Annotated in this window: 20 protein-coding genes; 9 read left to right on the plus strand and 11 right to left on the minus strand. The window is 70.7% G+C overall.

From position 1 onward, the window contains the following. Window positions 1-185: 185 nt before the first annotated feature. The 5 genes from IEZ13_RS36315 to IEZ13_RS36335 are packed head-to-tail and all read left to right on the plus strand — an operon-like array spanning window position 186 to window position 4,985. Complete coding sequence (locus tag IEZ13_RS36315; protein ID WP_183225593.1) at window positions 186-1,211, plus strand: LacI family DNA-binding transcriptional regulator; 1,026 nt, start codon at window positions 186-188, stop codon at window positions 1,209-1,211. A gap of 9 nt (window positions 1,212-1,220) precedes the next feature. After that, complete coding sequence (locus IEZ13_RS36320) at window positions 1,221-2,519, plus strand: ABC transporter substrate-binding protein (protein ID WP_183225592.1); 1,299 nt, start codon at window positions 1,221-1,223, stop codon at window positions 2,517-2,519. 5 nt (window positions 2,520-2,524) lie between these two features. Continuing rightward, window positions 2,525-3,499, plus strand: a complete 975-nt coding sequence (locus IEZ13_RS36325) for a carbohydrate ABC transporter permease (protein WP_183225591.1) — start codon at window positions 2,525-2,527, stop codon at window positions 3,497-3,499. Beyond that, window positions 3,499-4,335, plus strand: a complete 837-nt coding sequence (locus IEZ13_RS36330) for a carbohydrate ABC transporter permease (RefSeq protein WP_183225590.1) — start codon at window positions 3,499-3,501, stop codon at window positions 4,333-4,335. Before IEZ13_RS36325 ends, IEZ13_RS36330 begins: the two co-directional genes overlap by 1 nt. Beyond that, a complete protein-coding gene (locus tag IEZ13_RS36335; RefSeq protein WP_221246062.1) occupies window positions 4,332-4,985 on the plus strand; it encodes a hypothetical protein in 654 nt (217 codons plus the stop codon). The genes IEZ13_RS36330 and IEZ13_RS36335 overlap by 4 nt, the downstream gene beginning before the upstream one ends. Window positions 4,986-5,236: 251 nt before the next feature. On the opposite strand, the gene IEZ13_RS36340 is transcribed toward IEZ13_RS36335, so the two are convergent. After that, a complete protein-coding gene (locus tag IEZ13_RS36340; RefSeq protein ID WP_183225589.1) occupies window positions 5,237-5,704 on the minus strand; it encodes an Lrp/AsnC family transcriptional regulator in 468 nt (155 codons plus the stop codon). Window positions 5,705-5,833: 129 nt separating this feature from the next. Here IEZ13_RS36340 and ald point away from each other — a divergent pair, with 129 nt between their 5' ends. Further along, window positions 5,834-6,949 carry an alanine dehydrogenase gene (gene ald / locus IEZ13_RS36345; protein WP_183225588.1) on the plus strand — a complete coding sequence of 372 codons (1,116 nt, stop codon included), beginning with the start codon at window positions 5,834-5,836 and terminating at the stop codon, window positions 6,947-6,949. 221 nt (window positions 6,950-7,170) lie between these two features. On the opposite strand, the gene IEZ13_RS36350 is transcribed toward ald, so the two are convergent. After that, window positions 7,171-7,332: a hypothetical protein gene (locus IEZ13_RS36350; protein ID WP_183225690.1), complete on the minus strand. Its 162-nt coding sequence runs from the start codon at window positions 7,330-7,332 to the stop codon at window positions 7,171-7,173. Window positions 7,333-7,448: 116 nt separating this feature from the next. On the opposite strand from IEZ13_RS36350, the gene IEZ13_RS36355 reads away from it, so the two are divergent. Beyond that, complete coding sequence (locus IEZ13_RS36355; RefSeq protein WP_183225587.1) at window positions 7,449-8,138, plus strand: lytic polysaccharide monooxygenase; 690 nt, start codon at window positions 7,449-7,451, stop codon at window positions 8,136-8,138. Between the two features lie 34 nt (window positions 8,139-8,172). Here IEZ13_RS36355 and IEZ13_RS36360 read toward each other — a convergent pair whose 3' ends face one another. From IEZ13_RS36360 to IEZ13_RS36390, 7 genes are all read right to left on the minus strand, one after another. Then, window positions 8,173-8,994, minus strand: coding sequence for a MetQ/NlpA family ABC transporter substrate-binding protein (locus IEZ13_RS36360; RefSeq protein ID WP_183225586.1), 822 nt, complete (start codon window positions 8,992-8,994; stop codon window positions 8,173-8,175). 42 nt (window positions 8,995-9,036) lie between these two features. Next, window positions 9,037-9,693: a methionine ABC transporter permease gene (locus IEZ13_RS36365; protein ID WP_183225585.1), complete on the minus strand. Its 657-nt coding sequence runs from the start codon at window positions 9,691-9,693 to the stop codon at window positions 9,037-9,039. After that, entirely contained in the window at window positions 9,690-10,661 is a 972-nt protein-coding gene (locus tag IEZ13_RS36370; RefSeq protein ID WP_183225584.1) for a methionine ABC transporter ATP-binding protein, read from the minus strand. The genes IEZ13_RS36365 and IEZ13_RS36370 overlap by 4 nt, the downstream gene beginning before the upstream one ends. A gap of 131 nt (window positions 10,662-10,792) precedes the next feature. Beyond that, the gene (locus tag IEZ13_RS36375) at window positions 10,793-11,473 is read right to left on the minus strand and encodes a response regulator (RefSeq protein WP_372441910.1); all 681 of its coding nucleotides are present in this window, start codon (window positions 11,471-11,473) and stop codon (window positions 10,793-10,795) included. Beyond that, window positions 11,452-12,627: a sensor histidine kinase gene (locus IEZ13_RS36380; protein ID WP_183225582.1), complete on the minus strand. Its 1,176-nt coding sequence runs from the start codon at window positions 12,625-12,627 to the stop codon at window positions 11,452-11,454. The genes IEZ13_RS36375 and IEZ13_RS36380 overlap by 22 nt, the downstream gene beginning before the upstream one ends. Beyond that, entirely contained in the window at window positions 12,624-13,322 is a 699-nt protein-coding gene (locus IEZ13_RS36385; RefSeq protein ID WP_183225581.1) for a YqeB family protein, read from the minus strand. The genes IEZ13_RS36380 and IEZ13_RS36385 overlap by 4 nt, the downstream gene beginning before the upstream one ends. Before the next feature lie 126 nt (window positions 13,323-13,448). Continuing rightward, the gene (locus IEZ13_RS36390; RefSeq protein WP_183225580.1) at window positions 13,449-14,633 is read right to left on the minus strand and encodes a PucR family transcriptional regulator; all 1,185 of its coding nucleotides are present in this window, start codon (window positions 14,631-14,633) and stop codon (window positions 13,449-13,451) included. Between the two features lie 109 nt (window positions 14,634-14,742). On the opposite strand from IEZ13_RS36390, the gene IEZ13_RS36395 reads away from it, so the two are divergent. Further along, window positions 14,743-15,819 carry a ferredoxin reductase gene (locus IEZ13_RS36395; RefSeq protein WP_183225579.1) on the plus strand — a complete coding sequence of 359 codons (1,077 nt, stop codon included), beginning with the start codon at window positions 14,743-14,745 and terminating at the stop codon, window positions 15,817-15,819. Window positions 15,820-15,931: 112 nt separating this feature from the next. Further along, window positions 15,932-17,110, plus strand: a complete 1,179-nt coding sequence (locus tag IEZ13_RS36400; RefSeq protein ID WP_372441909.1) for a fatty acid desaturase family protein — start codon at window positions 15,932-15,934, stop codon at window positions 17,108-17,110. 48 nt (window positions 17,111-17,158) lie between these two features. Here IEZ13_RS36400 and IEZ13_RS36405 read toward each other — a convergent pair whose 3' ends face one another. Together IEZ13_RS36405 and IEZ13_RS36410 are read right to left on the minus strand one after the other, a co-directional pair. Then, a complete protein-coding gene (locus IEZ13_RS36405) occupies window positions 17,159-17,443 on the minus strand; it encodes a putative quinol monooxygenase (protein ID WP_229795484.1) in 285 nt (94 codons plus the stop codon). A 60-nt stretch (window positions 17,444-17,503) separates the two neighbouring features. Continuing rightward, window positions 17,504-19,012, minus strand: coding sequence for a family 4 glycosyl hydrolase (locus tag IEZ13_RS36410; protein WP_183225577.1), 1,509 nt, complete (start codon window positions 19,010-19,012; stop codon window positions 17,504-17,506). Between the last annotated feature and the right edge of the window lie 210 nt (window positions 19,013-19,222).

The following is a 19,222-nucleotide window of genomic DNA, read 5'->3' on the forward strand; positions in this document are numbered from 1 at the left end:
GCTTAGGGAGCAAACCACGACCTAAGTCAATGCGTGGCCATCATTTGTCCATATATGACCCAACTGAGTCATGGCTCGGCAACAAGATCGACATTGAAGGGCGTTGACATGACAGCAACCGTTTGCATTAATGGCTGTCACCTAGAGACCCGGGTCACATCCGGGCCGTCATCAAGGGAGGCACCGTGGCTGTGACGATCCGGGACGTCGCAAGGGCGTCCGGCGTGCACATCTCCACGGTGTCGCGCACGTTCTCCGCGCCGCATCTGGTCAATCCCGAGACCCGTTCCCGGGTCCTGGCCACCGCGGAGCAGCTCGGCTACCGTCCCAACCGGGCGGCCCGGGCGCTGATCACCGGACGTACCCACAACATCGGCCTGATCGTGGCCGATATCGCGAACCCGTTCTTCCCGCCTCTGATCAAGGCGGCCGAGACCCACGCCCGGCGGCGGGACTACCACGTCTTCGTCGCCGACACCGACGAGGATCCGATCGTCGAGTCCGACCTGGTGCAGGCACTGGCCAAACAGGTCGACGGGATCCTGCTGTGCAGTCCCCGGATGAGCGACGACCAGATAGAGCAGTTGCGCCGCGAGGTGCCCCTGGTCGTCGTCAACCGCCTGATCACCGGCTTGCCCGCGGTGGTCATGGACGTGGGACAGGGCGCCCGGGAAGCCGTGCGCCACCTGCTCGGCCTGGGCCACCGCCACCTGGTCTATCTGGCCGGGCCGCGGGGCTCGTGGACCAACCGGGAGATCCGCCGGGCCGCCGGGGCCACTGCCCGTACGGCCGGCGCGGATCTCACCGTCCTCGGCCCGAACCAGCCGGTCGAGCAGGCCGGGGCGGCCGCCGCCGAGGCGGTGCTCGCCACCGGCGCCACCGCGGTGCTGGCCTACAACGACCTGATGGCGATCGGCCTGCTACAGGCGTTGCAGGACCGCGGTGTGGACGTCCCCGGGCAGGTCAGCATCGTCGGGATCGACGACATCGCGTACAGCGGGCTGGTGCGACCACGGCTCACCACCGTGGCCAACCCGACCGCCGCCGCCGGCCGCACCGCCGTCGACATGCTGCTCCAGCAGGGCGACGACGGGGCGACCGGGCAGGTCACCCTCCGGACCGACTTGATCATTCGCAACTCCACCGGCCCGGGGCCGTACGCCCCGGCCGTCGCGATCGCCGCTGAGGTTGCCGCACACGTCAAGGAGTGACGAACCCCCATGACCACCGCATCCCACCCCCTTCCCCGGCGCCGCCTGCTCCGCGGCCTGGTCGCCGGCATGCTGGCCCTTCCCCTCGCCCTCGGCGCCTGTGGCGGCGAGGAGTCCAGCGACGACGGCAAGGTCGAGCTGAGCTTCTTCTGGTGGGGCGCCGAGGCCCGCGCCCAGCTCACCGAGCAGGCCCTCGCCCTCTACACGACCAAGCACCCCGAGGTCACGTTCAAGAAGACCTGGCAGGCCAACCAGGGCTACTTCGACAAGCTGGCCACGCTCACCGCCGGCAACGACGCGCCGGACATCTTCCAGATCGACGACAACTACCTGGCCGAGTACGCGACCCGCAACGTCACGCAGGACCTCTCCGACTACCAGAAGTCCGGGAAGATCGACACCTCGAAGTTCCCGCAGGGTCTCGTCACGTACGCCACGGTGGACGGCAAGCTGGCCGGCGTGCCGTTCGGTGAGAACACCCAGGGCCTGGTCTTCAACAAGACCAAGCTGGAGGCCGCCAAGGTGCCGCTGCCCACCACCGGGCAGTCCTGGGAGGAGCACATCGCCTGGGCCAAGGACGCCGCCGCGAAGACCGGTGTGGCCGGCACCCAGGACCCGAGCGCCGACTACAAGGCGTTCTGGGTGTGGCTGCGCCAGAACGGCAAGGAGTTCTACAACGGCAGCCAGCTCGGCTTCACCCAGGCCGACGTGCAGGCCTGGTTCGAGCTGTGGAAGGGCGCCCGGGACGCCAAGGCCACCCCGACGCCGGACGTGATCCACGAGGGCAACGCCACCGACGTCAGCAAGCAGCTGGTCGTCACCGGCAAGGCGCTCACCTCCTGGGTGTGGGCCAACCAGATGCCCGAGCTGCAGAAGAACACCAAGGACGCGCTGGAGGTCATCGCGTACCCGGGTGACTCCACCAAGCAGTGGCCGCGCGCCTCGATGTACTTCTCGGTCTACAAGGGCAGCGAGCACAAGGACGTCGCGGCCGACGTGCTGAACTTCCTGGTCAACGACCCGGAGGCGGGCAAGATCCTGGGCACCGACCGCGGTCTGCCGTCGAACACCGAGATCCGCGCCCAGGTCGCCGCGTCGACCGAGAACCCGTCGATGAAGCAGACCATCGAGATGGTCAAGGAGCTGGGCAAGACCTTCGGCCCCGGCCCCGCGGTGCCGCCGAAGGGCCACAGCACCGTCCGCTCCGAGCTGATCAAGGCCGCTGAGGAGGCCCAGTACGGGCGCGCCACCCCGGCCAAGGCCGCCGAGCAGTTCTTCGCCGCCGCCCAGGCCGCGATCAGCCGGTGAGTCCCATGGCAACAACGGCACGGCCCTCGCCGACCGCGCCGACGACCGGTCCCGCCGCTTCCCAGCGGCGGGGCCGGCCCGCCAAGCGCAAGAACGACGGCGTCGCCGGCTACGTCTTCCTGTCCCCCTGGCTGCTCGGGCTGCTGGCCATCACGGCCATCCCGATGCTGATGTCGCTCTACCTCAGCTTCACCAACTACGACGTCCTCTCCGACTGGGAGTCGATGAAGTGGGTGGGGCTGGACAACTACCGCACCATGTTCACCGAGGACCCGTCCTTCTGGCACGCGGTCCGGGTCACCCTGGTCTTCGCGCTGGTGGCCACCCCGCTCAAGCTGGCCGCCGCGCTCGGTGTGGCGATGCTGCTGAACAGGTCGTTCAAGGCCGCCGGCCTGTTCCGTGGCCTGTTCTACCTGCCGTCCCTGCTGGGCGGCAGCGTGGCGCTGGCCATCGTCTGGGTCAACATGTTCAACCGGGACGGCGCCTTCAACTCCTTCCTCGGCTGGTTCGGCATCGAGGGCAAGGCGTGGGTGAACGACCCGGACTTCGCGCTCGGCACGCTGATCCTGCTGGCCGTGTGGCAGTTCGGCGCCCCGATGGTGATCTTCCTGGCCGGTCTCAAACAGGTCCCCGTCGAACTGTACGAGGCGGCCTCGGTGGACGGCGCCAGCCCGTGGCGCAAGTTCCTCAGCATCACGCTCCCGATGCTGTCGCCGGTGATCTTCTTCAACCTCGTGCTCGAAACGATCAACGGCTTCCAGGGCTTCACCTCGGCGTTCGTGCTCAGCAACGGCACCGGCGGCCCGGTCGACTCGACCCTCATGTACACGCTGCACCTCTACATCAAGGGCTGGAACGAATACCAGATGGGCTACGCCTCGGCGATGGCCTGGGTCTTCCTGCTCGCGATCGGCCTGGTCACCGCCGTCGTCTTCCGGACCGGCAAGTTCTGGGTGCACTACTCGGACGGAGAAGACTGATGACCCTCCAGCGCCTGACCCGGCCGTTGACGCTGGTCCTGCTCTCGGCGGTGGTGCTCTACCCGCTGGTGTGGATGCTCGGCAGCTCGTTCAAGAGCCCGGCCGAGGTCCTGAACAACGTGGCGGTGCTGCCCGACGAGTGGACGCCGGGCAACTACACCGACGGCTGGAGCAACTTCGACGTCAGCTTCGGGCGGTTCTTCGTCAACAGCGCGCTCGTGGCGGGCCTCACGGTGGTCGCCAACTGCATCTCGTGCCTGCTGGCGGCGTACGCCTTCGCCCGTTTGAAGTTCCGGCTGCGCGGCTTCTGGTTCGCCATCATGATCGGGACGCTGCTGCTGCCCGGCCACGTGCTGATCGTGCCGCAGTTCGTCATGTTCAAGACGTTCGGCTGGGTGGGCGGCGACTGGCCGTACGCTCCGCTGATCGTCCCGCAGCTACTGGCCACCGAGGCGTTCTTCGTCTTCCTGATGGTCCAGTTCATGCGGGGAGTGCCGCGGGATCTCGACGAGGCCGCCACGATCGACGGCTGTTCCCCGTACGGCGTGTTCCGGCACGTGATCCTGCCGCTGTCCCGGCCGGCTCTGGTGTCGACCGCGATCTTCTCGTTCATCTGGACGTGGAACGACTTCTTCCGCCAGCTGGTCTACCTGTCCGACCTGGAGAAGTACACCGCCCCGGTGGCGCTGACGCTGTTCATCGACTCCAGCGGACAATCCTCGGTCGGCCCGATGTTCGCCATGTCGGTGCTGTCGCTGGCCCCGGTCTTCCTGTTCTTCGTGGCCTTCCAGCGGATGCTCGTCGAGGGCATCAACACGTCGGGCCTCAAGGGATGACGACGCCCGCCGCCACCGGCCCGCCCGCCACCCCGGCGGGCGGGCCGGGCGGCCCGAACTGGCCGCATGAGGACGAGCCGGAGATCCGGCCGGACTGGCGCGAACGGTTCGCGCTCGGTGCCGATCTCGCGCTGATCGGCATCGGGGTGACGGTCGCGGCGCTGCCTGTCCTGACCCTGCCGGCGGCGCTGGCGGCCGGTTCGACGGCGGTCCGGCACCGCTACCACGCCGGTTCGCTGCCGGCGTTCCGGCCGTTGCTGCGGCAGTTCCGCCGTACCCTGCTGCCCGGTGTCCCGGTCGTGCTGGTGGCCGCGCTGCTGCTGGTCGACCTGGTGGCGCTGAGCCGCGGCTGGGTGCCCGGCGGCACCCCGATGCTGGTGATCACCGCGGCCGTCGTCACCTGGCTGGCCGGGGTCGCCACACTCACCCTGGTGGCCGGCGGCCGTGATCCGTCGCAGTCGTGGAAGCGCGCGATCGGCTGGGCCTGGGGTCAGGCGGTGACCCGGCCGTGGTCGGCGATCGCCCCGGCGCTGGCCGGTGTGCTCGCCTTCTTCCTGGCCCTCTCGGTCCCGGCGACGATCCCGCTGGTGGTGGGCTTCCACCTGTTCGCCGCCCACGTCCTGAGCGACTGCCTAGCCCCCGCGGAGTGATCCCGCCACACCAGCGACGATCACTCACCGCGCTTCGCACCCACACTCCCGCGACCTTGGACGTCTCACGACCGCCGACGGCGGCAAAACGCCCAAGATCGCGGAAGATTGGCGCGCGGCGACGGCGGTGATCCGCGCCGTCACCCCGCCCACCGTGGCAGTCCGTCGGCCCGCACCCGCGTCTCCCCATGATCAACAAGCTGCGGCGCGCCGCGCGTAGATGATCGTGTGAATCCCCGGGGCGGAGGCGGTCAGGAGCCGCGCCGGTGCTCGAAGATCAGGTAGGTCTCGGTGCCGGAGACCAGGCGGGTGCCGCTGAGCCGCTCGGTGATGATCGAGCGGAGGTCGTCGACGTCGGCGCAGGCGACGTGCAGCAGGAAGTCGTAGGACCCGGAGACGAAGTAGACGTCGCGGACCGCCGGGATGCCGGCCAGTGACTCGGCGAAGCGGCCGATCTCCTCGCGGGCGTCGGAGCGGATCCGCACGGCGATCATGGCCTGGATCGGGCGGCCGATCCAGGCCGGGTCGACGTCGGCGTGGAAGCCGCGGACCGCGCCGATCTCGCGCAGCCGCCGGATCCGGGTGAGGCAGGTCGACGGGGCGATGCCGACCCGTTCGGCGAGCGCGTTGTTGGGCATCCGGCCGTCGGACTCCAGCAGGCTCAGCAACTCCAGGTCGATGTGATCGAGGCCTCGAACATCCTTCGGCAGGTCGGTCATCCGGGCACGCCGGATCGAAGGATCTGCCCATGGATGTCAACGTTCAGAATCTTCTTCGCTCGTGTTGCCCCCGAGCTGCACATCGTTCCACTCTATCGCCATCGGGAGTTGGTGGCGGAAGGAAACCCCATGCACATCGGTGTGCCTGCAGAGGTCAAGAACCACGAGTACCGGGTGGCGATCACCCCGGCCGGAGTCGTGGAGGCGTTGCGACACGGGCACGAGGTGTCGGTCCAGGCCGGCGCCGGCGTGGGATCCGCCATCAGCGACGCCGACTTCGAGGCGGCGGGCGCCCGGATCCTCCCGGACGCGGACGCCGTGTGGGGCGCGGCCGACATGATCCTCAAGGTGAAGGAGCCGATCGCCGAGGAGTACCACCGGCTGCGCGCCGGGCAGGTCCTCTTCACCTACCTGCACCTGGCCGCCGACGCCGAGGGCACCAAGGCGCTGCTGAACAGCGGGACCACCGCGATCGCGTACGAGACGGTGCAGCTCGCCGACGGGTCTCTGCCGCTGCTCGCGCCGATGTCCGAGGTGGCCGGCCGGCTCGCGCCGCAGGTGGGCGCGTACAGCCTGATGCGCAACAGCGGCGGCCGGGGTGTGCTGCCGGGCGGCGTCCCCGGGGTCGCGCCCGCGAAGGTGACGGTGATCGGCGGCGGCGTCTCCGGCGTGAACGCGGCGACCATCGCCCTCGGCCTGGGCGCCGACGTCACCGTGCTGGACCTGAGCATCCCGCGGCTGCGGCAGATCGACGACCGGTTCGGCGGCCGGGTGAAGACCCTGGTGTCCAGCTCGTACGCGATCGAGCAGTCGGTGTGCGACGCCGACATGGTGATCGGCGCGGTGCTGGTGCCCGGCGCGAAGGCCCCCACCCTGGTCAGCAACGCGCTGGTGAAGCGGATGAAGCCCGGCTCGGTGCTGGTCGACATCGCGATCGACCAGGGCGGCTGCTTCGAGGACTCGCGGCCCACCACCCACCAGGACCCGGTCTACCGGGTGCACGAGTCGGTCTTCTACTGCGTGGCCAACATGCCGGGCGCGGTGCCGAACACCTCGACCTACGCGCTCACCAACGCCACCCTGCCGTACGTCCTGCGCCTGGCCGACCTGGGCTGGCGCGACGCGCTGCGGGCCGACCCGGCGCTCGCGCTGGGCCTGAACGTGCACGCCGGTGTCCTCACCAACGACCTGGTCGGCTCGGCCCTCGGGCTCCCCACCGAGCGGATCGAAACGATCCTGGCCTGACCGGCCCTTGACGCGCGCCCTTCGCCCTCGCACCCGGGGCGAGGGGCGCGCTTCGTTCCCGGCGATCTCCGCCCGGCGGCGCCTCGCGGGCGGGACCACGCACGGGCCTCGCGGCGCGCCACGGGACGTCCTGGATGCGGTTGGGGACGGTCCACCCCGTACCGGAGAGGGGTGTGAACCGCCGCACCGGATTGCCGCGCGGCGCCTGCCGGACGCCGATGTCAGGCCGCGGTGTGCAGGGCGCGCTCGTGTTCGGGGTCGAGCGCGGTGGCCGGCCGGCCCTCCGGGCGGCGGATGTCGACCAGCTCGACGTGGTCCTCGGGCCGGATCCGGGCGGGCAGTCTTCCGAAGCGCTGGTGCCGTTCGGCGGTCTCCTCGGTCATGCCCCCGATCATGCGCCGCCGTGTGCGGATCGCGCCATCCCGCTTTTAATTTAGGAAACCTTACTTTATATTTCTGTCACACCCATTAATCGACATCTGTCATTGGAGGGAGTGGCATGCGCAAGTTTCTGGCCCTGCTCGCCGTCGCCGTCCTGGGGACCGCGGGCTCGATACTGGTCGCCTCACCGGCGGCCGCGCACGGATATGTCTCGTCACCGCCCAGCCGGCAGGCCCTCTGCGCGCAGGGGCGGGTCGCCTGCGGGCAGATCAAGTACGAGCCGCAGAGCGTCGAGGGCCCCAAGGGCCTGCGGAACTGTCACGGCAACAACGGTGTCTTCGCCGAACTCAACGACGACAGCAAGGGCTGGCCGGCCACCAACGTCAGCACCTCGCAGACGTTCACCTGGATCAACACGGCCCGGCACGCGACCACGAGCTGGGAGTACTTCATCGGCGGCACCCGGGTCGGGTACTTCGCCGGCAACAGCCAGCAGCCGCCGGCCACGCTGTCGCACACCGTCAACCTGAGCGGGTTCTCGGGACGGCAGAAGGTCCTCGCCGTCTGGACGATCGCCGACACCGCCAACGCGTTCTACTCGTGCATCGACGTCAACATCGGCGGCACCGGCGGGGGCGGCGGCACTCCCCCGCCGACCGGCTGCTCGGCGGCGGCGTGGAGCAGCGGCGCGGTCTACGTGGGCGGCAACCTGGTGTCGCACAACGGCCGTACCTGGCGGGCCAAGTGGTGGACACAGGGTGAGACGCCCGGATCCGCCGACGTGTGGGCGGACCAGGGCGCCTGCTGAGGGTTTCGGGGAGCCGCACGCGGCTCCCCGAACATCAGAACGCGGCCAGGACGGAACCCTGGTACTTGTCCTCGATGAACTTCTTCACCTCGGCGGAGTGCAGCAGCTTCTCCAGCTTCACGACCCGCGCGTCGGTCTCGTCACCGGTGCGGACCACGACCAGGTTGGCGTACGGGTTGTCGTCGCCGGTCTCCAGCACGAGCGCGTCGGTGGCCGGCTTGAGCCCGGTCTCGATCGCGTAGTTGCCGTTGATCACCGAGATCGCGGTGTCCTCCAGGCTGCGCGGCAGCTGCGCGGCCTCGAGCGCCTTGAACTGGAGGTTCTTCGGGTTGGCGGTGATGTCCTTCTCGGTCGCCTTGACGCCGACGCCGTCCTTCAGGGTGATCAGGCCGTTCTCGGCGAGCAGGGCGAGGGCGCGGCCCGAGTTCGACGGGTCGTTCGGGACGCCCACGACGCCACCGGAAGGCACCTCGGCCAGGGTCTTCACGGTCTTGGAGTAGACGCCGAGCGGCTCGATGTGCACCGGCTCGAGCGCGGTGAACTTGTAGCCCTTCGACGCGACCTCCTCCTCCAGGTACGGGATGTGCTGGAAGTAGTTCGCGTCCAGCTGCTTCTCGCTGAGCGCCACATTGGGCTGGATGTAGTCGTTGAACTCGACGATCTCGATCTTCAAGCCCTCGGCGGCGGCCAGGTTCTCCGAGACGTACTTGAGGATCTCGCCGTGCGGGACCGGGCTGACGCCGACCTTGAGGGTGTCCTTGTCCGCGCTGTCGGAGGAGTCGGACGAGCCGCACGCGGCCAGGCCCAGGGTGAGGGTGGCGGCGGCCAGGACGGCGGCGAAGGAGCGGCGGCGCATGAGGAACCTTTCGATGAGTTGCGGGGCGACCGAACGAACCGGTCAGCGGTGCGACAACCTGCGGACGAGCAGGTCACCGAGCATCTGGACGAGCTGGACGAGGATCACCAGGGCCACCACGGTCGCGATCATCACTTCGGTCTCGAAGCGCTGGTAGCCGTACCGGATGGCGAGGTCACCGAGACCGCCGCCGCCGACCACCCCGGCCATCGCCGAGTAGCCGACCAGCGCGATCACCGTGATGGTCAGGCCCGCGACCAGGGCCGGAAGGGCCTCGCGGAGCAGCACCTTGCCGACGATCCGGGTGCGGGTGGCGCCCATCGCGGTGGCCGCGGCGACCACGTCCGGCGGCACCTCGCGCAACGCCGACTCGACGATCCGGGCGAAGAACGGGATGGCGCCGATGGTCAGCGGGACGATCGCCGCGTCGGTGCCGATCGTGGTGCCGACCACCACGCGGGTGAACGGGATGACCGCGACCAGCAGGATGATGAACGGCAGCGACCGGCCGACGTTCACGATCAGGCCGAGGACGGCGTTGAGCGGCCGCAGCGGCAGCAGGCCGCCGGCGCCGGTGAGCACCAGCAGCACCCCGACGAGCAGGCCGCCGACAGCGGTGAGCAGCGCCGACACGCCGACCATCCAGGCCGTCTCGCGCACCCCGACGTCGAGCAGCTCGTAGATCTCCTGCCAAGTCATGCCGCCACACCCCGTTTGCGCAGGTAGTCGAGGGCCTCACGGTTGTCGTCCGGGGCGCCCGGCAGAGCGAGACGCCAGCGCCCGGCGCGCGTCGCGGCAAGCGTTTCCACGGACCCACCCAGGATGCGTACGTCCAGAGCGAACCGCCGGGCCAGCTCCGCGATGATCGGCTCGTCGGCCTCGTCACCGCTCACCGTGATGTCGACGATCGTGTCCCCGGCCGCGGCGGTCACCGGCTCCAGCGGGAACAGGTCCCGGGCCAGCTCCGACTCCGGCCGCCGCAGCAGATCGGTGATGGCGCCGGACTCGGTGAACCGCCCGTCCCGCATCACCGCGGCCGACGTGCAGATCCGCTTCACCACGGTCATCTCGTGGGTGATCAGCAGGACGGTGAGGCCGAGCCGGCGGTTCAGGTCGAGCAGCAGGCGCAGGATCGACTCGGTGGTCTCCGGGTCGAGCGCCGAGGTGGCCTCGTCGGAGAGCAGCACCCGGGGCCGCGCGGCGAGCGCGCGGGCGATGCCGACCCGCTGCTTCTGGCCACCGGACAGCTGGGCCGGGTACGCGTCCGCGCGCTCGCTGAGACCGACCAGCTCGAGCAGCTCGGCGACCCGGGCCTTCCGCTCCGCCCGCGGGGCGCCGGTCACCTCCAGCGCGAACGCGACGTTACCGGCCACGGTGCGCGAGGAGAGCAGTGCGAAGTGCTGGTGGATCATCCCGATCCCGTGCCGGGCGGTCCGCAACCGCTTGCCGCGCAGACCGGTCAGCTCGACCCCGCCGACCGTGACGGTGCCGGCGTCCGGCCGCTCCAGCATGTTGACGCAACGCAGCAGGGTGCTCTTGCCGGCGCCGCTGCGGCCGAGGACGCCGAAGACCTCGCCCTCACCGACGGTCAGGTCGACTCCGTCCACGGCCTGGACCGAGCCCCTCCTGGAGCGGTACGCCTTGCGCAGCCCGCCAATTTCGATCACGTTGAACACCCTGGTCAGCAGTTGTGACGAGCGTCGCAATGCCTACTTACCTGGTAGGTCTTTGCGTTTGGTCAACGCTAGCCGGAGTCACCGCCGGAAACCACTTCCTGTAACGACCCTCACGACGAGGGTCACTTTCCCGTACGGGACTCGTGGACCAGGATCGCCACCTGCACCCGATTGGCACAGCCGAGCTTGTCGAGCAGCCGGGAGACGTACGCCTTCACGGTCGGCACGCTCATGTGCAGCTCCGCGCCGATCTCCGCGTTGGAGCGCCCGGTCGCCACCGCCTCGGCCACCTCCCGCTCCCGCTCGGTGAGCCGGTCGAGCACCGCCGACGCCCGGCCGCCGCGGCCGCCGTCACTCTCCGGATCACGGGCCACCGCGTACCCGATCAAGCGCGGCACCACCGACGGCGCCAGGATCGACTCACCCGCGGCCGCCCGCCGCACCGCGTCCAGGATCTCGGTCGGCGCGATGTCCTTCAGCAGGAAGCCGTTGGCCCCCAGGCGCAGCGCCCCGAGCAGGTTCTCGTCGGTGTCGAAGGTGGTCAGCACCACGATCGCCGGGGCCGGGCCGTCCCGCCGCAGCTCGGCGGTCGCGGCCAGACCGTCCGTCCGGGGCATCCGCACGTCCATCAGCACCACGTCCGGCCGCAGGCGCCGGGCCAGCGCGACCGCCTCGGCGCCGTCGCCCGCCTCGCCGACGATCTGGATCTCCGGCGCCGCGCCCAGCACCAGCGACAGGCCCACCCGCACCAGCGGGTCGTCATCGGCGATCAGCACCCGGATCAGCTCGGCCACGGCAACCACGCCTCCAGATCGAAACTCAGGCCCGCGCCCGGATGGTCGCGGACACCGTGCGACAGCCGCCCGTGCAGCAGCTCCACCCGCTCGGCCAGCCCGACCAGCCCGGCGCCCGCCCCCGGAACCACGCTGCGCGCGATGCCCGGCAACGGGTTGGAGATCAACAAATGCAGCTCACCCTCACCGGTGCTCTCCAACAGCAGGCGTACGGACGTGCCGGGCGCGTGCTTGCCCGCGTTCGTGAGGCCCTCCTGGATCAGCCGGTACAGGGTCCGCCCCAGCGACGCGCTGATCGGCAGTCCGTCCAGGTGGTTGACGGCGCTCACCCGTACCCCCGCTCGGTGGGCATCGGCGAGGAGATCGCCCAGGTCTCGCAGGTCGGGTTGCGGCCGAAGGCCGTCGCCGTCACCGGCCCGCAGCACGCCGAGGATCTCGCGCAGGTCCTCGAGGGCCTGATGAGCGCTGTCCCGGATGGTGGCGGCCGCCTTCGCCACCTCCTCCGGGGTCAGGTCGGGACGGATCTGGAGGGCGCCCGCGTGCAGGCTGACCATCGAGATCCGGTGGGCGAGCGCGTCGTGCATCTCCCGGGCGATGCGTTCCCGTTCCAGCAGGCGCAGCCGGTCGGCCCGCAGCCGCGTCTCCTCCTCGGCGCGGGCCGCCCGCTCCCGCAGCGACGCGATCAGCTCCCGCCGCGCCCGCGCCGCCAGCCCGATCGCGACCGTGGCGGCGGTGAGCGCGATGGTGAGCGCGATGGTGACCGGCATCGGCACGGTCGGATCCGGGTTGATCCATGTGAAGAGCAGCCCGGTCACCACACTGAGCGCGGTGACCAGCACGGCCGGCCGGCCGCGCCGCAGCGTGACGACCGTGAACAGGGCGATCAGCGAGGCCACGCCGGCGCCCTCGGCGACCACCGAGACGACGCTGAGGAAGACCGCCACCGCCACCGGCCACCGGCGCCGCCACCAGAGCGCCTGGGCGAAGACGCACCCGGCCACCAGATGCAGGAACACCTGATCGTCGCTCATCCCACGGCCGGCCTGGGCGTCGCCGAGCACGATCGCCGCCCCGACGCAGGAGGACAGCACGGCCGCCACGTCCCAGACGCGCTGCCCGGTCCGTTCCTTCCGCTCCGCCTCCACCTCGGCCGCCGGTGTCATGAGCGCACCAGCGGGCGCCAGAGCTGGTGGGCGCCGTCGTCGCGGACCGAGTAACCCAGCTTCTCCAGGGAGCCGCGCAGCTCGGCGGCCTCCTTCGCGGCCTTCTTGCGCAGCGCGACCGAGCGGGCCGACAGCACCGCCTCGACGGCCACCGGCAGCTGACCGCTCTCCGGGAGCCACCGCTGGTAGAGGCCGGCGAACGGGTCCTCGGACCGCCAGGGGTAGCCGTGCTCGCGGAAGACCCGCTTCAGCACATCGGCTTCGGCCTGCGGCTCGCCGTGGAACACCCGCCGCGACTCCCGGTCCAGGATCACCAGGGCGCCGTCATCCATGAACAGGGCCCCGATCTCCGAGCGGGCGACGACGGCCTCGCTCTCCCCGGTCCGCAGCCGCACCTCATCGGCGCCGATGATGACCCGGACGGTGCCGCGGATCAGCTCCACGCTGGCCAGCGCGCCCACCACCGCGAAGATCGCGGCCTGCACGGCGGCCTTCCACCAGGTGTCGACCGAGGCGGCCACCCGCCACACCACACCGAGGACCGGGAAGCCCACGTCGACCAGCCACCGGGCGGCCACCGGCAGCGCGAACCCGATCAGGGCGCCGAGCGTGGCCGGCCCGAACAGCACCGAAAAGCGGGCCACCGGCGAGAACGTCAGCACCGTCCCGTCCTGCCGTGACGCATCGCCGCCCATGTCCCGACCACCCGCTTCCGCTGCCCGACCTTGCGGTGACCACGCTATTTCCGGCCGTCCGGCCGAACCAGACGTCCGAAGTCGGCCGATGCTGACTTTGGTATATCCGGCCGGCTCCGGGGTTCTTCACTCCGGGATGGCCAGGGCGATGGTCAGGGCCAGGACCCACTGCGGGTCGCGGAGGCGGTCGCCGTACAGCTCGCGGAGCCGGGCCATCCGGTAGCGGACCGTCTGCGGGTGCACGAACAGTTCGGCGGCCACGTCCTCGCGGCGGCCGTGGTGCAGCAGCCAGCTGCGCAGCGTCTCGATCAGCTTGGCGGCGGCCGCGCCGCGCTCGCCGGCCAGCGGGGTCAGCGCCCAGGCCCGCAGATCCGCCAGCGCGCCCGGGTCGGCGGTCACCACCACCGCTGCCAGGTGGTCCTCGGTGTCGACGACCTCGCCGCCGGCCGGTGCGGTCATCCGGTGCACCCGGATCGCCCGGTCCAGCGAGCTCCTCGCCTCGAGCCACGGGCGGGCCGGGCCCATCACCACGTTGTGGCCGGTCAGCAGCCGGGTCATGGTCGGGCGGGAGCTGCCCTGCGGGTCCGGGACCAGCAGCACGGTCAGGCCGGGGAGATCGGGTACGGCGTCGGCGACCTGCAGCGTACGCGGATCGAGCAGGTCGATCACCCAGCGTGCCGCGCGTTCCGGCAGCAGCAGCGCGGTGAGGGTCTGCGGGGGCGCCCACTCGGCCTGCTCGGCGGCCGCCTGGAGCACGTGCGCGGGCTCCCCGGCGACCAGCGCCTGGGCCAGCTCCTGGAGGTGGCGCATCCGGATCCGGCCGGAGGCGGCCAGCTCGTCGGCGTGCCCGGCCACGCTCGCCGCGGACAGCTCGTCGATGTAGGCGAAGACCAGCTCGGCGAAGTTGGCGATGGTGGCGGCGGGCTGCCCGGCGGCGACGCTGATCGCGGCCAGCTCACGCCACGCCACCCGGGCGCCCACCCGATAGGCGGCGAGCAGCGCGTCCAGGCTGCGGCCGGAGCGGGCCTCACCGCGGCCCAGCGCGTACGCCGCCTCGATCGCCGACGCCATCGGGGTGCCCGGGTCGGCGCCGGGGCGGGACACCAGGTTGAGGAAGGTGGCGAGCGCGGCCCGTACCGCCCTAGCGATCTTGTGCCCCAGCTCGCCGGCGAACGGTTCGGCGTACGCCGGGACCTCCCGGATGATCGCCTTGATCGTCTGCGAGGACACTCCCGACAAACCCTGCCGGAGCGGGTCGACGACCTCTGGCGGCAGGCGATAGGACCGTACGTCGCGCAGCGGCTGTTTCACGCGGTTCCCTCACATTCCGTCCGTCCTTGTCCCCGCCGAACAATTATGCGGTCCCGGATTCACTTTCCCAGGTCAGGACTTTGCCTTTGCGAGCGACCAGTCTTGGTAGGTGCCTGTAAATCAGACATTGCGCAACGGCGCGTGGCGTGTAGTCGAGCTGATCACCACTCCGGTGGTGCCCGCCGACTATCTCGACGTCATCGCCCCCCTCCGCAACCCCACCGTCCTGCGCGCCCGGATCGAAGCGGTGCGCCCCGAGACCGCCGACGCGGTCACCCTGGAGCTGCGCCCCGGCCGTGGCTGGGAGCCGCACCAGCCCGGACAGTACGTTCGGCTCGGCGTGGACGTCGACGGTGTCCGGCTGTGGCGTGCCTACTCGGTGACCAGCGCGGCCGGCCGCCGCGACGGCAGGTTCACGGTCACCGTGAACGCCGTCCAGGACGGCGCGGTCAGCGGTCACCTGCTGCGGCACGCCCGCAAGGGCATGCTGGTCCACCTCGACCTGCCAGCCGGTGACTTCGTGCTGACCTCGCCCCGGCCGGCCAAGGCGCTGTTCGTCACGGCGGGCAGCGGCATCACGCCGGTGATGGGCATGCTGCGCAGCGCCCTGCCCGAGCTGGGCGACGTGATCGTCGTGCACTCGGCCAAGACCCCGGAGGACGTCGTCTTCGGCGCCGAGCTGCGTGAGCTCGCCGCCCAGGGCCGGATCCGGCTGATCGAGCGGCACACCCGCGCCGACGGGCGGCTCAAGCCGGCCGCCCTGGCCGACCTGGTGCCCGACCTGTTCGAGCGGGAGACCTGGGCGTGCGGTCCCGGCGACATGCTCGACGACCTCCAGGAGCACTGGGCCGACGCGGGCGCCGCCGAGCGGCTGCACGTCGAACGTTTCCGGCCCACGGTGCTGGTCGCCGGCGACGGCGGCACTGTCACCTTCGAGAAGTCCGGACAGGTCGTCGACGTCGCCGCCGGCGCCACGGTGCTCGACGCGGCCGAGGCGGCGGGCCGGCTGATGAGATCCGGCTGCCGGATGGGCATCTGCTTCAAGTGCGTGCTGCCCATGCGCGAGGGCATCGTCCGCGACGTCCGCGACGGCAAGCTCACCACCGCGACCGAGGTGGACGGCGACAACGTCCTGATCCAGACATGCATCTCCACGGCCGCCGGCCCGTGCCGGCTGGACGCCTGACGGATCATCTCCCGCCCCTGCGAACCGGCATCCTCCGAGCCCGCAACCTCGGAGGCGCCCCCTCCGAGCCGGCCCTCCGCCGAGCCGGCTCCCGAAAGAACGAGGAAGTTCTGTGACGACGCTGCAGCGCAAGGAAGTCAACCCGATCGCCCATCTCTCCCCGGAGGACATCGAGCAGCTCGGCCGGGAGCTCGACGCCATCCGCGACGAGGTCCTCGCCGTCCGCGGCGAGAAGGACGCCCGGCACATCCGCCGGATGATCGCCGTGCAGCGGCGCCTCGAGCTCGGCAGCCGCGCCGTCCTGCTCTTCTCGGTCTTCCCCCCGGCCTGGGTCCTCGGCACGATCGGCCTGTCGATCTCCAAGATCCTGGAGAACATGGAGATCGGGCACAACATCCTCCACGGCCAGTACGACTTCATGCGCGACCCGAAGATCCACTCGACCACCTGGGAGTGGGACTCCGCGTCGCCGGCCGAGCAGTGGAAGCACTCGCACAACGAGCTGCACCACAAGTACACCAACGTGGTCGGCCGGGACAACGACCTCGGCTACGGCATCATGCGCGTCGACGAGCAGCAGAAGTGGGCGCCCGCGCACCTCGGGCAGCCGTTCTACAACTTCGTCAACGCGTGCTTCTTCGAATACGGCATCGCCGCCTACGACCTGGAGCTGGGCCGCAACCTGCGGACCAGGAAGCGCCGCAACAACCCCGAATTCCGCGCCCGCGCCCGCCAGGTCCTCCACAAGATCCGCCGGCAGGTCACCCGTGACTACGTCGTGCACCCGGCCCTGGCCCTCCCGGTCGGTTTCGCCGTCGGCAACCCGCTCGGCGCCCTCTTCGGCACCATGGCCGCCAACTTCGTGGCCAACCTGGCCCGGAACCTGTGGAGCCACTCGGTGATCATGTGCGGCCACTTCCCGAACGGCGTCGAGACCTTCGAGCGCACGTCGATCACCGGCGAGACCCGGGGTGAGTGGTACCTCCGGCAGATGCTCGGCTCGGCCAACATCTCCGGCAGCAAGCTGATGCACATCATGACCGGCAACCTCTCCCACCAGATCGAGCACCACCTCTTCCCCGACCTGCCGGCCAGCCGTTACGCCGAGGTCGCGCCGAAGGTCCGGGCGCTCTTCGAGCGTTACCAGCTCAAATACGTGACCGGGCCGCTCGTCTTCCAGGTGGCGTCGGCGTGGGCCAAGGTCTTCCGCCTGGCCCTGCCCAACCGCAAGCCGGCCCGCGAGATCGACCACTCGATCCCGCCGCGCCACCCCGCCGAGGTCGCGGCCTGACCGCACGATCCACCGGGGCCGGGCGTGTGACGCCCGGCCCCGGTGCGCTCACTCGGGTGGGACGCCCAGACCGCCCAGCACCCTTATCTCCTGACTGGTGAACTCGCCGGTCAGCAGCGGCATCGCCGTGGCGATCGCGGCCCGGGTCTCGGGCAGTCGTAGGGAGGCGTCGTGATGCTCCTTGCTCTCCCACACCTCGTTGACCCAGATGGTCTGATCGTCGTCGTCCGAGACACCGACGACGTAGACATGGCAACCGGCGGCGCGCAGACCGTCGGCGCCGCCGAGCAGGATCGACACGACCTCCTCCCGGTGGCCGGGCCGGGTCCTCATCGTGCCGAAGTATCCATGCCTCATGTCTCGTGCCCCCTTTCACCGGTCACCCTGCCAGGCTCACCCGGCCCGCAGGTAGGCGAGTTCCGGGAACTCGGCCCGGTAGGCGTCGATCAGACGGGCCGCGAGGGGTTCCGATCCGACCAGGGGATGCGCGGCCATCGCCCGTACCGCTGCGGCTCTTGATCCTGAATCGACCGCGTGCAGGACCCACCTCTCGGCCGTCTTGACCGCCTGGATCAGCCCCGTGCCGTGCGCCGGAAGCGGCGAGATCCGCTGGGGCGAAGCCCCGCGCGCGTCCACCGTGCACGGCACCTCGACCACCGCGCCGTCGTCGAGGACGGTGACGGCGCCCCGGTTGCGCACGTTCAGGATCAGGGTGGTGGGCTCGTCGAGGGCCAGGGCGCGCATCACCGCGAGCGCGACACCCTCGTAACCGGCGGGCCGGGACTCGTCGTGCTCCCGCTCGCCGGCGCCGGTGAGCTCCCGGTTCTCGGCCATGTAGGTGGCCTCCCGCTCCCGCCACGCCCCCAGCCAGGCGCCGAGCGGATCGCGGACGAGGATCTCGGCATAACAGCGCCGCTGCTGCCCGAGCAGGAACTCACCCCGGGTCTGCGCCGCCCGGCGCACCGCGGCCAGCGTGCCGGCCGGATCGTAGTAGTAGTGCAGATACTCGTTGGGGATCGCGCCCAGGTCACGAAGACGGTCGGCGCCGAAGAGGCGGCCCTCCTCGAAGGATTCCAGCCGCGGGCGGTCGGCCAGGAGGCGCGCCAGGAGATTCCCGTCGCCTCTCGCGCCGGGCCCGGCCGGGCCGGGCACATCGGTCCCGGCACGCGAGTCGTCCGCCCCCAGCGGACCGGTCCCGCCATCAGATCCCGACAAACCCGACGAACCCGTCCCGGTACGCCGAGCGCCCACCCCGAGCGGATCGGTGGCACGTGGATCGGCCGCGTCGAGGAGGTGGACGCCGTAGAGCCAGCCCAGGTGGTTGAGGCCGGCGTAGTCGACGCGGACCGTGCCGGGGTCGGCGCCGAGGGCCCGCAGCACCCGGTCGACCAGGCCGGACGGGGAGTCACAGATGCCGATGACCCGGTCGCCGAGGTGGGTGGCCATGGCCTCGGTGACCAGACCGGCCGGATTGGTGAAGTTGATCGTCCAGGCGGCGGGGGCGAGGCGCGCGATCCGGGCGGCGATACGGCGGGCCTCGGGGACGGTGCGCAGCCCGTAGGAGATGCCGCCCGCTCCGACCGTCTCCTGGCCGAGGACGCCCGCTTCGAGCGCCACCCTCTCGTCGGTGACCCGCCCGCGGAGGCCGCCCACCCGGATCGCGCAGAACACGAAGTCCGCACGGGTGACCGCGGTGTCCAGGTCGGTGGTGGTGATCAGCCGCGGGGCTCCGGGCACGCCGCGGGCCTGGGCGGTGAGCACCCGGCCGATCGCGTCGAGGCGCCCGGCGTCGACGTCGTACAGGACCAGCTCGGTGATGCCGGTCCGCTCGCGGTCGGCGAGCAGCGCCCGGTGCACCAGCGGCACCCGGAAACCCCCGCCGCCGAGAATCGTCAGTCGCATGCGATCTCCATGGCTCGGTTACCGATCATCGTTCTTCGCCGCCCTGACCCCCGGGCGACGGCCAGACTGAAGGCGCCGGGCCGCGACATGAACGACGGCGAACGTCGGCCGGAGCAAGGGCCTCTGTCCGTCCCTCCGGCTCGTTTGCGCCAACCAGCGCACACGTAACGGTTTCCGTGGTCGCCCGCCCGCGTCATGGCACCAGGCCGG

This window comes from Actinoplanes campanulatus, from assembly GCF_014647795.1.
Taxonomy (GTDB): Bacteria; Actinomycetota; Actinomycetes; order Mycobacteriales; family Micromonosporaceae; genus Actinoplanes; species Actinoplanes campanulatus.